The following is a 12,661-nucleotide window of genomic DNA, read 5'->3' as shown; positions in this document are numbered from 1 at the left end:
GAAGAGACCGATCAAGCCGATAATCAAGATTTGCGCGAATCTGCCCATGGAAGCGTTCCCAAGAGCGTTCGTGAACCGAAAATTGCCGGCCGGTGTGCCGATAGTCACCGAACTCTCCCTTAGGGCTTTCTGTCTCGCTTAGTGTTCGCCCACCATTGGGTACTGACCCATCGTTCAACGCCGAATCGCTGGGTGCGGGAGGTTCTGTGAACAAATACGTGTACGAGTTCACTGAGGGAAACAAAGATCTCAAGGACCTGCTCGGCGGCAAGGGAGCCAACCTTGCCGAGATGACCAACCTCGGGCTGCCGGTGCCGCCCGGGTTCACGATCACCACTGAGGCGTGCAAGGCGTACCTCGCCACCGGCGAGGAGCCCGAAGGGCTGCCGGAGCAGATCGCCGACAGCCTGGCCCGGCTGGAGTCCAGCATGGGCAAGCGGCTCGGCGACCCTTCCGACCCCCTGCTGGTCTCGGTGCGCTCGGGCGCCAAGTTCTCGATGCCCGGGATGATGGAGACGGTGCTCAACGTCGGTCTCAACGACCGGAGCGTCGACGGGCTCGCCCAGCAGAGCGGCAACGAGCGCTTCGCCTGGGACTCGTACCGTCGCCTGATCCAGATGTTCGGCAAGACGGTGTGCGACGTGCCCGGCGAGGAGTTCGAGCACGCGCTCGAAGAGGCGAAGAAGGCAAAACAGGCGACGAGCGACCTCGATCTCGACGCCAGCGACCTGCGCCAGCTGGTCGACGTGTTCAAGACGCTCTTCGCCAAGCACACCGGCCGCGAGTTCCCGCAGGAGCCGCGCGACCAGCTCGACCTGGCGATCCGCGCGGTCTTCGAGTCGTGGAACGCCGACCGCGCCGTGCTTTACCGCCGCCAGGAGCGCATCCCCGCCGACCTCGGCACCGCCGTCAACGTGGTGGCGATGGTCTTCGGCAACCTGGGCTCCGACTCAGGCACCGGCGTGGCGTTCACCCGCGACCCGGCGACGGGCGCGCCGGGCGTGTACGGCGACTACCTCGCCAACGCGCAGGGCGAAGACGTGGTGGCCGGCATCCGCAACACCGTGCCCCTGCAAGACCTGGAACGGCTCGACAAGGCCTCGTACGACGAGCTCATGTCGATCATGGCGAGGCTGGAGGGCCACTACCGCGACCTGTGCGACATCGAGTTCACGATCGAGCGCGGCAAGCTGTGGATGCTCCAGACCCGGGTTGGTAAGCGCACGGCCGCCGCGGCGTTCATCATCGCCAGCCAGCTCGTCGACGAGGGGTTGATCGACCTCGACGAGGCGCTCCAGCGCGTCAACGGTGCCCAGCTCGCCCAGCTCACGTTCCCGCGCTTCGACCTGTCGGGCGAGCCGGAAGCGCTCGCCAAGGGCATCGCCGCGTCGCCGGGTGCGGCGTACGGCAAAGCGGTCTTCGACTCCGCGCGGGCCGCCGAGGTGGCCGCCGGCGGCGAGCCGGTGATCCTGGTCCGGCGCGAGACCAACCCCGATGACCTGCCGGGCATGATCGCCGCGCAGGGAATCCTGACCAGCCGCGGCGGGAAGACCAGCCACGCCGCCGTGGTGGCCCGGGGAATGGGCAAGACGTGCGTTTGCGGCGCCGACGACCTCGAGGTCGACGTCGTCAGCGGGAAGTTCACTGTGGACGGTCGCACCGTCGACGAGGGCGACGTCATCTCGATCGACGGCACCAGCGGCTGCGTCTATCTCGGTGAGGTGCCGGTGCGGCCGTCGCTAGTGGTGCGGTACTTCGAGGGCGACGTCTCACCAGACGACGACGCGCTCGTGGCAGCGGTACACAGGCTCGTCACGCACGCTGACGCAGCGCGGCGCCTGCGCGTCCGAGCGAACGCCGACACCGGGGAAGACGCGGCGCGTGCGCGGCGGTTCGGGGCCGAGGGGATCGGCCTGTGCCGCACCGAGCACATGTTCCTGGGCGACCGGCGCGAGCTCGTCGAGCGGCTGATCCTGGCCCGCACGGACGAGGAGCGGCAGGCGGCGCTCGACGGGCTGATGCCGTTGCAGCGCGCGGACTTCGTCGAGATCTTCCAGGCAATGGACGGCCTGCCGGTCACCGTGCGGCTGATCGACCCGCCGCTGCACGAGTTCCTGCCGGCGCTGGAAGACCTGGCCGTGCGTGTGGCGGTCGCGCACGAGCGCGGCGAAGACGCGGGCAAGGACGAGGCGCTGCTGGCGGCCGTCCGCCGCATGCACGAGCAGAACCCGATGCTCGGCCTGCGCGGCGTCCGGCTCGGCCTGGTGATCCCTGGCCTGTTCGCCATGCAGGTCCGCGCGATCGCCGAGGCCGCCGCCGAGTGCGCGCGCCAGGGCGGCACGCCGCGGCCGGAGATCATGGTGCCGCTCGTGGGCGCCGTCCAGGAGCTGGAGACGGTACGCGCCGAGGCGGAGCGGATCGTCGCCGAAGCGGGCGTGTCCGGCATCCCGATCGGCACGATGATCGAGGTGCCGCGGGCGGCCCTCACGGCTGACCAGATCGCCGAGGCGGCCGACTTCTTCTCGTTCGGCACCAACGACCTCACCCAGATGGGCTGGGGGTTCTCCCGCGACGACGTCGAGGGTGCGTTCTTCCCCCGATACCTTGAGCTGGGCATCTTCGGTGTGTCGCCGTTCGAGTCGATCGACCGCGACGGGATCGGGCGGCTCGTGCGGATCGCTGTCGACGAGGGCCGCACCGCGCGTCCGGACCTCAAGATCGGCGTCTGCGGTGAGCACGGCGGTGACCCCGAATCCGTGCACTTCTTCGAAGACGCGGGCCTCGACTACGTGTCGTGCTCGCCCTTCCGGGTGCCGGTGGCCCGGCTGGAGGCAGGACGCGCGGCCGTGCACTCCGACGGCTCCGACAGCCGCTGAACGGCACGCCCCCGCCGGTCGTCTGGAACGGCGGGGGCGGTCGCACCGCGTTCAGACGTCCAGGTCTTCCTCGATCTGGCGCAGGTGGTGACGCGCCATCGCGAGGTTGGCCCGAGTCGACCAGCGCCACGCCGATCGAGCCGTCGATCTGCATCGCCTGCTTGAGGGCGGTGTGGTGCGCCGCCGGGTCACCTCCCGGCCGAGCACCGCCGGGTCCACCCGGCACACCCCGCCGAGCGGGTGCGAGCACCAACCGGCTGTCGAACTGCGTGTGTACCGGCGGTGCCGAGGGCGAAGCCAGAGCTGTAGTCGACGCTATTGGTCAATTCCATAGCCGCCACGGTCGGCGATCGGCCAGCAAGTATCGGCTGATCGGCTGTTGTGTGTCCGGCGGGAAAGGGCAGCCCGGCGTAACCTAAGCGTCACTTTGACTTCGCCGCTACGGTGACAACGGAGGTGCGACCCATGGGCAGCCAGTGGGAGAACCTGGTGGTTGACTCTCAGGACCCCCCGCGACTGGCGCGCTGGTGGGCCGAGGCGCTCGGCTACCAGATCACCTACGAAAAGCCCGACGAGGTGGAGATCCGCCGCACGGCTGACGCGCTGCCGGGCCTGATTTTCGTACCGGTGCCCGAAAACAAGACCGTCAAGAACCGCCTGCACATCGACCTGCGCCCGGCCGATCAGGAGGCCGAGGTGGAGCGTCTGGTCAATATGGGCGCGCGGCACGTGGACGTGGGCCAAGGTGACGACGTGAGCTGGGTCGTGCTGGCCGATCCCGAGGGCAACGAGTTCTGCGTGCTGCGCCAGCGCGGCTAGTACATATAGTGATGTTTCGTGTTACCCTGCGCAAACGGCGCAATTAAGGGTAAGGCGGACATAGTGGGCTTCGATCCACAGAACCTCTACGGCGTGGTGCTCGCGGGTGGGTTCGGCACCCGGCTCTGGCCGCTGTCGCGGCAAGGCCGCCCCAAGCAGTTCATCGACCTGCTCGGCGGCGGGCGGTCACTGCTACAGCAGGCCGTCGACCGGGTCGTCGACATCATCCCGCTCGACCGCGTCCTGGTCGTCACGACCGAGCGGTTCGCCGCCGACGTCGCCGCCCAACTGCCCGACCTGGCACTGGAAAACATCATCGCGGAGCCGTGCGGCCGCGACACCGCGCCAGCCATGGGCGTCGCCGCCGAGCTGGTCTCCGCACGCTGCCCGGACGCCGTCGTCGTCAACATCCCGGCCGACCACTACGTCGCTGACGGGGAACGCTTCCGCGCCGCGCTGCTCACCGCCGCCGAGGCTGCGTACGACCACCCGGTGGTCGCGGTGCTCGGCGTGCCGCCCACGTTCGCCAACACCGGACTCGGATACATCGAGGTGGGTGCCGACCGCATCGAGGTCGGCGACCGGACGCTGCTGGAGGTGGCTCGGTTCACCGAAAAGCCGGACGCCGCCACCGCTCGCGCGTTCGTCGACTCTGGACGGTACCTGTGGAACGCCAACTACTACACGTTCCACGTCGACACGTTCCTCGCCAGCCTCGCTGAGTACGCCCCCAGCCTGTACCGCGCGCTCGCCCCGCTGCGCGGCACCGCCGGTGCGTCCGCTATTGCCCAGGTGTACGCCGCGGTAGAGGCCGCGCCGGTCGACACCGCGATGACCGAGAAGGCGTCCAACATCTACGTGCTGCCGGCCGACTTCCGGTGGAGCGACGTCGGCAACTGGAACGAGCTGTACGCGGTGCTCGCCGACGGCTGGGCCGAGCCGGACGGCACCGTGGTGGTAAGCCCGCGCCCCGAGCTGATCATCGGCATCGACGCCTCCGACAACCTCGTGCTCCAGGCCACCCCGCGACCGATCGCCCTGGTCGGCGTCCGCGACAGCGTGGTCGTCGACCTCGACGACGGCCTGCTGGTCGCCGGGAGGGCGCAGATCCAGGACATCCGCCAGGTGGTCGAGCACCTGGCAGAGGTGGCACCCGCCTACTGTTGACGGGACTACGCTCCGGTAACGGGACTAGGCTCCTGGGGTGAGTCGGGATTCCGAGCGGCTCGTCTTCGAGCCGCCGAAGGACACCGGGTACGGGCGCACCCCGTACGAGCGCGACCGCGCCCGGGTACTGCACTCCGCGGCCTTCCGGCGGCTCGCCGCCAAGACCCAGGTCCACAGTGCCGGTCTGGCCGGCTCCGCCGGCCGTGCCGGGGCGGACGACTTCCTGCGTACCCGGCTCACCCACTCCCTCGAAGTGGCGCAGATCGCGCGCGAGATGGGGGCCCGGCTCGGCTGTGACCCCGACCTGGTCGACACGGCGGGACTGGCGCACGACCTGGGTCACCCGCCGTTCGGGCACAACGGCGAAGACGCCCTGGACGAGGCCGCCCGGGAGTGTGGCGGGTTCGAGGGCAACGCGCAGACCCTCCGGGTACTCGCCCGGCTGGAGGCCAAGGTGGACGGTGCCGGCCTCAACCTGACGCGGGCCTCCCTCGACGCCACCTGCAAGTACCCGTGGCCGCGCCGGCCCGGCCAGCGCAAGTTCGGGGTCTACGCCGACGACGCCGTGGTCTTCGAGTGGCTGCGCGCCGGCGCGCCGGGCGACGCGCGCTGCCTGGAGTCCCAGGTGATGGACTGGGCCGACGACGTGGCCTACTCGGTGCACGACGTCGAAGATGGCGTGCACGGCGGCTACATCGCGTTCGGCGGGCTGCTGGCGGACCGCGACGAGCGGGCCGCCCTGTGCGTCGACGTGGCCGCCGCGTACTCTGCCGAGTCCGCCGCCGACCTCGAAGAGGCACTGGTCGACCTGCTCGGCGACCCGGTGCTCGCGCCGTTGTCCCGGTACGACGGCAGCCACGGTGCGCTGGCGGCGCTCAAGGGCGTCACGAGCGTCCTCATCGGCCGGTTCGTGGCGGGGGCGGTCGAGGCGACACAGGAGCGGTTCGGCGACGGTCCACTGCGGCGGTACGCGGCCGATCTGGTCGTGCCGCGGGCCGTACGCGCGCAGTCCGCGCTGCTCAAGGGAATGGCGCTGCGATATGTGATGCGCCGGCCGCACGCCGAGGGTCGATACATCGAGCAGCGCGAGATCCTCACGGATCTGGTCCGGGCGCTTACGATCAGGGCGCCGGACGGACTCGATCCGGTCTTCGCGCCGCTCTGGAAGGCCGCCCCTGACGACGCCGCGCGGCTTCGCGTGGTTGTCGACCAGGTGGCCTCCCTGACCGACCCGGCGGCCGTAGCCTGGCATCAGCGGTTGACGGGAGGCTGACATGTCCACGTTTGTGATCATCGGTGCGTCCCTGGCGGGCGCGAAGGCGGCCGAGACGCTGCGCGCCGAGGGCTTCGACGGGCGCATCGTGCTCGTCGGCGAGGAGATCGAGCGGCCCTACGAGCGGCCGCCACTGTCCAAGGGGTACATGCTCGGCAAGGACCCGCGCGACAAGGCGTTCGTGCACGACGAGTCCTGGTACGCCGAGCACGACGTGGAGCTGATGCTGGGCCGCCGCGCCACCAACCTCGATGCCGCCGCGCACACCGTGACCCTCGACGGGGTCGCCAAGCTGACGTACGACAAGTTGCTGCTCGCCACCGGCTCCCGGGTGCGCACGCTCTCCGTGCCGGGCGCGGAGCTGAGCGACGTGCGATACCTGCGCACATTCGATGAAGCCGACGTGCTGCTCGAACGGCTGCGCGCCGGTGGTCGGGTGCTCGTCGTCGGCGCCGGCTGGATCGGCCTGGAGGTGGCGGCCGCCGCCCGCGAGCATGGCTGCTCGGTCACCGTGGTCGAGGCAGACTCGCTGCCGCTGCGCCGTGTGATCGGTGACGAGGTGGCGGCCGTCTTCCGCGACCTGCACGTGGCGCACGGCGTCGAGTTCCGGTTCGGTGCCGGGGTGCGCGAGTTCGGCACCGTGGGCGGCCGCCTCACGCACGCGGTGCTCGACGACGACACCGAGGTGCCCGCCGACCTCGTCGTGGCTGGCGTCGGCATCCGGCCCGCCACCGAGCTCGCCGAAGCCGCTGGGCTGGCGGTCGACAACGGCGTGGTGACCGACGCCGCGCTACGCACCGCCCATCCCGACGTGTACGCCTGCGGAGACGTCGCCTCCTTCGAGCACCCGCTGATCGGCGAGCGGATCCGGGTCGAGCACTGGTCGAACGCCCTCAACGGTGGCCCGGCCGCCGCCCGCTCGATGCTCGGCCAGCAGGTCCGGTACGACCGCGTGCCGTACTTCTTCACCGACCAGTACGACCTCGGCATGGAGTACGCGGGCTGGGCACCCCAGGGCTCGTACGACTCCGTGGTGTTCCGGGGCGACGTGGCGGCGCGCGAGTTCCTGGCGTTCTGGGTCAAGGGCGGTCGCGTCCTCGCCGGCATGAATGTCAACATCTGGGACGTCCAGGACGAAATCCAGGCTCTGGTCAAGGCCGGTTTCGCCGGCCAGGCGGTAGACCTGTCCCGGTTGGCCGACGACTCGGTCCCTCTACCCGATTTGCTCCCGTGACCTAGTGAATTGATGCGGCTACAGTGCGGATTTCCCTCTCCCGGGGCTGGCGTGAGCTTGGTAGTCTGCCGCCGACTCACGGCTACGGCTGCATCGACACATGGGAGGTCATCTCGTGTCTGACAGTGGCATGAAGGGTCGTGTCAAGGGACTACTCGGAGGGCCATCTGGAATGAGCGAGCCTCTGGAGCAGATGGCGGTCGCCGCCGCCGACCCGGCCGCGCAGCAGCACCAGGCCCTGCAGGTGCTCACGCTGGCGCAGCGCACCGCCGAGGAGCACGTCGCCAGCGCCCGGCGCGAGGTCGACCGGATCCGCGCGGAGGCCCAGGCCAGCGCGGATCAGATCATCCGCGAGGCGCAGGCGAACGCTCAGGGTCTCCATCAGGAGGCCGAGAAGGCGTTGTCCGCCGCGCACGCCTCGGCGGCTCAGATCGCCCGGGACGCCCAGGCACGCTTCGACAAGGCACAACACGAGGCGGAGACGATCCTCTCCGAGGCGCGCACCAAGGCCGACGACATGGCCAAGCACGCCCAGGCGTCCGCCGACGAGCTCAAGCACCAGGCCGAGCAGAAGTACGAGGACGTCGTCGGCAGCCTGGCCGCCAGGCGGGAGGCGCTGCAGCGCCAGATCGAGGCGCTGGAGGGCTTCGACCAGGAGTATCGGACGCGCCTCACCACGTTCATGCAGAACCAGCTCCGCGCCCTCTGGGTCGACCAGCCCCAGGTGAACGCCGAGGCCATCGAGCCCCCGGCCGACCACCCGGACCCCGACCTGACCCCCGCCGGCGCCCTCCCCGCCCAACGCACCTCCGCCCCCGCCTAGACCCACCGCGCGCCAGCACGCCCCCCTCGCCTCCCCTCTCCTCTCCCTGTCGATCAAGGGCAAACGCACGTGGTTCGATCTCAAAACCACGTGCATTCGCCCTTGATCGTTGGACTCTTCCTTGGTCGAAGCGTCACCCGCCGTCGCAGCGTGCCGGCTACGAGCGCCGGCGTAGGCCCGCGCGCCGCTCGCCCAGCTCGTCGGCGCTGATCTCGCCCCGGGCGTACCGCTCAGCGAGCACCCGCTCCGCGGCGGCGCGCGCCATGCGGCCGGGCGACCGCCGGTAGACCAGGTAGCCGGCCGTGGCCAGCACCAGCGCCCAGAACGCGGCCGGAAACACCAGCCACCAGCCCGGTCCGCCGCCGGTACCGTCCCAGCCCGGGTGCGGATGCGCGTACGCGTAGGTCGTGAGTTCTGCCAGCATCACAATCTCCTTGGCTCGTTCCCCTTGGATATGTGAAGCGTCCGCCAGCAGCCTCGATCTGCCGTCCGTCTGGCAGCGACATCCCGCTTACGTCCGCAAGCGCAGCCCACCCCTCCACCCCGTAGGGGTCAGCGAAGCGAGGAATTCGCGCAGCTCCGGGCGTATCGCCGACCAATGCACCTACATTGGCGCGGGGCGGCGGGCGTCTACTTCGATTTCGAACTTCATGCGGGGGTCGGCCAGGCCGCACATCAGCATGGTCGCCGCCGGTCGGACCTCGCCGAAGTACCGGCGCAGTGTCGGCCAGCACGGCTCGAAGTCGTCGCGGTTGGGCAGGATGTACCGCACGCGGACCACGTCGGCGAACGTGCAGCCGGCCTCGGCCAGCGCCGCGCCCACGTTGCGCAGGCACTGCTCGACCTGCTCGACGACGTCGTCCGAGATCGTCATCGTGGAGTAGTCGAAACCGGTCGTGCCCGACACGTGTACCCGGTCGCCGTCGACGACGGCCCGCGCGTATCCGATCTGCTCCTCGAACGTCGAACCACTCAAGATCGCGCGCCGCTCTCCCATGCGACGTAACCGTAGCCGTTTCTCCACCGGTCGCAATCGCGTTGATCACACTTGTGGAACGCGTTACGCCGCTGGCTTTCGGCGGGTTCAAGTACGAGTGCCGGGTCGTGACCCGCCCGGAACCGGCGCTGGCGCCGATCCCTGCTGCTCGGGGGCGCGTTTCAGGACAAGCGGTCCTGGTTGCGGCACGAGGCGCTGATCGGGTCGCTCGCCTCGGTGTTGACCGTCGACCTGCCGGGCGCGGGCGGCGCCGACTACCTGCCGGCGGGGTACGGGCTGGAGTTCCTCGCGGACGCCCTGCACCACATGATCGTCGAGGAGGATCTGCCGGGCGCTGAACGTGATGGGTGGCTCCTACGGGGGCGCGGTCGCGTGCCGGTTGGCGCAGCGCCATCCGGGCGACGTGCGCCGGTTGCCGCTGTGCGGTACAGCGTTGGACGTACCCGACGCGACCCGGGCGCGCGCCGCGCACACTGTCACGCTGCTGCGCCGCGGGGCGATCGACGACTTCGCGCGGGCCACGCTCGCGCTCTTCCTGTGTCAGGATCCCGACCGTGAGATCCGCCGCCAGGCGGCGGTGGCTCGGCTGCTGGAGCGGCAGCTCCGCGCGTTGAGCCCGGAAGAAATCCGAAAATACCTCGCCAACACCGAACGGGTGCTCGCCGCGCCGCTGCCCGCCGGGCCGCCACCGGCGATCCCGACGCTGGTGGTCACCGGCGAGCACGACTCGCTGACCACCGCGTCGATGTGTCGGGCGACGGCCGCGCGCTGTCCCGACGCGCGGTTCCTGACCGTGCGGCAGGCCGACCACCTGATGCCGCTGGAGCGGGCGGACGAGTTCGTCGACCTGATGCTCCGCTTCTTCGGCGACCGCCCCCTCCACGACCTGCCGTACCGGAGCCCGCCCGCCAGCCACGACCAGCCGGCGCGGACGGCGGCGGCGGCATAGGAAAACCCCAAGCCACGACGCTGCGTCCGCGCTACCGTCGTCGTTTGTGTCCCGTACCGTCTCGCTGATCCTCGTCGATGGCGATGGAGCGCCGGCAGGCGCACTGCCGCCCTTTGACGTCGACCTCCCGTACTGGCAGGAGGTCTCGTGCGTGGTCCGCGGTGCCCGGGAGCGGTACGGCGTCGACGTGACCGTCCTGCGCCTGCTCGCCGCCGAACGGCCGGCACCGCACGGCGGGTCCGTCACCTACCTCGCGCAGGTGGGCGACGTCGGCGGTCGACGCCGGGTGGACCCTGCCGTGCACCCGCACCGTGCCCCCTACGCGTGGCCGGGTGGTCCCGCGGCGAGCCTGCGCTGGGCCAGCGATGTGCTGGCGGAGTTGGGTCACGGCGTGGTGTCCGATGTGGAGCAGCAGCGCACGTGGAACCTGTCGGCGATCTGGCGGCTTGGCACCGCACGTGGTCCGGTGTGGCTCAAGCAGGTGCCCCGGTTCTTCACACATGAGGCGACCGTTCTCGCCTGGATCGCGGACCGGGTCGCGGGGGAGCGGCTCGTGCCGCCGCTGCTCGCGGCCGGCGACGATGGGCGCATGCTGCTGGCGCACGTCGAAGGCGACGACCTGTACGGTGCCGATCTCGCCACTCGCGACGCCATCGCCGCCGACATGCACCGCATCCAACTCGCCACACGCGACAAAGAGGTCGAGCTGATCCGTGCTGGCGTGCCAGATCGTCGCGCTGTTTCGCTGCTCGAGTGGACAGCAGACGTCGTCGCCCGTTACGGCGGCGGCGAGCCGGCTCTGCACGCGCTCGTCGACGGACTCCCCGAACGCTTGTCTACAGTGGAGTCCTGTGGCCTGCCCGACACGCTCGTGCACGGTGACCTCCACCCGGGCAACGTGCGCGGCACCAGCGAGCGGCGTGCGCTCATCGACTGGGGTGACTCGTTCATCGGGCACCCGGCGTTCGACATCCTGCGGTTGACCGAAGACGCGCCCCCGGCCGCCGCCGCCCAGCTCATCGATGCCTGGGCGGCGCGCTGGCGGGCCGCCGTGCCCGGCTGCGCTCCAGAGAGGACGGTCGAGCTGCTCCGGCCGGTCGAGGCCCTGCGGAGCGCCGCCGTGTACGCCAACTTCCTCGACAACATCGAGCCGTCAGAGCATCCGTACCACGTAGCCGATGTCCCCGCCTGTCTCAGGGCCGCTGTCGACCAGGCTCGACGAAGTCCGCCCTGATCACGAAAGAGGACGCGGCGGCTCCGGGACGGTGGTGCGGAAGTCAGCTGGAGCGTTTTCGCGTCGGGCCCGAGCGACGAACGGGAGCGCCAGCGCGGACAGGACACCCGAGATGAGGTACGAGGCCGGGTAGCCCCACACGTCGGCCACCCGGCCCAGCACGGGCTGGGCCGCGATGCCACCGCTCGACGACATCAGCGAGTCGAACGACAGGATCGTGGCGCGCTGCGCAGAAGGGATCATCCCGTTGATGTACGCCTGGCGCACCGGCGTGACGGCGGCGAACAGCAGCGCCCACACCACGATCAGCGCGATGACCGACCAGAAGTTCGTGACCAGGCCGATGAGCAGTATGGCCAGGGCTGCGATCGCCTCGACGACCAGCAGGGCGGTGGTGCGGCGCGTGAAGAGCCGGGCGACCTGCGGCGTCAGAAGCCCGCCGAGGATCTGCGCGCCGGCGACGATGGCCGCGGCGAGGCCGGCGATGCCGTACGCCCGCGGGTCACCCCACAACTCCAGCAGGTACGGCTGGAGCGCGTAGAAGACGTAGATGCTGACGCCACCGGTGAACGGCGCGGCGAGCATCAGGTACCGCACCGCCGGCACCCGCCATCCGTACCGCATCGAGTTGGCCACGATGTTTCGCACCTCGCCGATCGGTCCGGCGCCCCGGCTCGGTGTGAACCCGATGTCGCGCATAAGCACCAGAGCCACCACGAACATCACCAGCAGCACGGCCGCCCGGAGCACGAACGGCACGCCCAGGTTGGTGAGCTGCGCGATGTATCCACCGGCCACCGACCCGGCCAGCATCCCCGTCCCGCTGATGACCTGTCCGCGCGCGAATACGGACTCCAGCGGCCCGGTGTATCCGGTCGCGGTTAGCGCGTCGACCAGCCATGCCTCGACGGCGCCGGAGAAGAACGTGAACCCGAGCCCCAGCAGCAGCGACACGACGGCCCATTGCCAGAACGGGCCATGCACCTGCCAGAGCAGCACGTACAGCCCTGTGGATGCGGCGAGTGTGACCGTGCCAAGCAGGAAGGACGCCCGCCGCCCCCACACGTCGGCGACCACACCCGTCGGCACCTCGAAAATCACCATGCCGGCGGTGAAGAAAGCGTTGGCCGCGAACGCCTCCAGGTTCGACAGCCCCGCGTCCAGCAGGAAGATCGTGTTGATCCCCCAGATGAGCGACGCAGCCAGGGTGTTTCCCAACTGGAGCGTGTAGTACGTGTACCGGACCGACCTCGCGGTGGCGATGATCTTCTCCTCTCAGCTCCGGCGGC

The 12,661-nt window shown here is 70.0% G+C and carries 11 protein-coding genes; 8 read left to right on the top strand and 3 right to left on the bottom strand.

All coding sequences use genetic code 11. The features are described from left to right. Window positions 1–188: 188 nt before the first annotated feature. The 6 genes from ppdK (at window position 189) to V6V89_RS17020 (ending at window position 8,192) form a co-directional block, all read left to right on the top strand. A complete protein-coding gene (ppdK, locus tag V6V89_RS17045; RefSeq protein ID WP_334620131.1) occupies window positions 189–2,876 on the top strand; it encodes a pyruvate, phosphate dikinase in 2,688 nt (895 codons plus the stop codon). A 465-nt stretch (window positions 2,877–3,341) separates the two neighbouring features. Beyond that, window positions 3,342–3,695 carry a VOC family protein gene (locus V6V89_RS17040; RefSeq protein WP_334620110.1) on the top strand — a complete coding sequence of 118 codons (354 nt, stop codon included), beginning with the start codon at window positions 3,342–3,344 and terminating at the stop codon, window positions 3,693–3,695. A gap of 63 nt (window positions 3,696–3,758) precedes the next feature. After that, the gene (locus V6V89_RS17035) at window positions 3,759–4,862 is read left to right on the top strand and encodes a mannose-1-phosphate guanylyltransferase (RefSeq protein ID WP_334620109.1); all 1,104 of its coding nucleotides are present in this window, start codon (window positions 3,759–3,761) and stop codon (window positions 4,860–4,862) included. A 37-nt stretch (window positions 4,863–4,899) separates the two neighbouring features. Further along, on the top strand, window positions 4,900–6,135 hold the full coding sequence (locus V6V89_RS17030) for a deoxyguanosinetriphosphate triphosphohydrolase (RefSeq protein ID WP_334620108.1): 1,236 nt from the start codon (window positions 4,900–4,902) through the stop codon (window positions 6,133–6,135). Window position 6,136: 1 nt separating this feature from the next. After that, window positions 6,137–7,369: an NAD(P)/FAD-dependent oxidoreductase gene (locus tag V6V89_RS17025; protein WP_334620107.1), complete on the top strand. Its 1,233-nt coding sequence runs from the start codon at window positions 6,137–6,139 to the stop codon at window positions 7,367–7,369. 172 nt (window positions 7,370–7,541) lie between these two features. After that, window positions 7,542–8,192: a DivIVA domain-containing protein gene (locus V6V89_RS17020; RefSeq protein ID WP_334620106.1), complete on the top strand. Its 651-nt coding sequence runs from the start codon at window positions 7,542–7,544 to the stop codon at window positions 8,190–8,192. A 157-nt stretch (window positions 8,193–8,349) separates the two neighbouring features. Here V6V89_RS17020 and V6V89_RS17015 read toward each other — a convergent pair whose 3' ends face one another. Together V6V89_RS17015 and V6V89_RS17010 are read right to left on the bottom strand one after the other, a co-directional pair. Then, on the bottom strand, window positions 8,350–8,616 hold the full coding sequence (locus V6V89_RS17015; protein ID WP_334620105.1) for a hypothetical protein: 267 nt from the start codon (window positions 8,614–8,616) through the stop codon (window positions 8,350–8,352). A 180-nt stretch (window positions 8,617–8,796) separates the two neighbouring features. Next, window positions 8,797–9,189 (bottom strand): RidA family protein, encoded by a 393-nt coding sequence (locus V6V89_RS17010; RefSeq protein ID WP_334620104.1) that lies wholly within the window; start codon window positions 9,187–9,189, stop codon window positions 8,797–8,799. Between the two features lie 343 nt (window positions 9,190–9,532). Between V6V89_RS17010 and V6V89_RS17005 the strand changes: the two genes are divergently transcribed. Together V6V89_RS17005 and V6V89_RS17000 are read left to right on the top strand one after the other, a co-directional pair. Beyond that, entirely contained in the window at window positions 9,533–10,138 is a 606-nt protein-coding gene (locus V6V89_RS17005) for an alpha/beta fold hydrolase (protein ID WP_334620103.1), read from the top strand. 46 nt (window positions 10,139–10,184) lie between these two features. Continuing rightward, entirely contained in the window at window positions 10,185–11,372 is a 1,188-nt protein-coding gene (locus V6V89_RS17000) for a phosphotransferase family protein (RefSeq protein ID WP_334620102.1), read from the top strand. Here V6V89_RS17000 and V6V89_RS16995 read toward each other — a convergent pair whose 3' ends face one another. Then, entirely contained in the window at window positions 11,373–12,590 is a 1,218-nt protein-coding gene (locus V6V89_RS16995; RefSeq protein ID WP_334620101.1) for an MFS transporter, read from the bottom strand. Window positions 12,591–12,661 lie beyond the last annotated feature (71 nt).

The organism is Micromonospora sp. CPCC 206061, assembly GCF_036906915.1.
Taxonomy (GTDB): Bacteria; Actinomycetota; Actinomycetes; order Mycobacteriales; family Micromonosporaceae; genus Phytohabitans.
The sequence above is the reverse complement of the archived record's forward strand: the minus strand, read 5'-3'. Positions and strand labels throughout refer to the sequence as shown.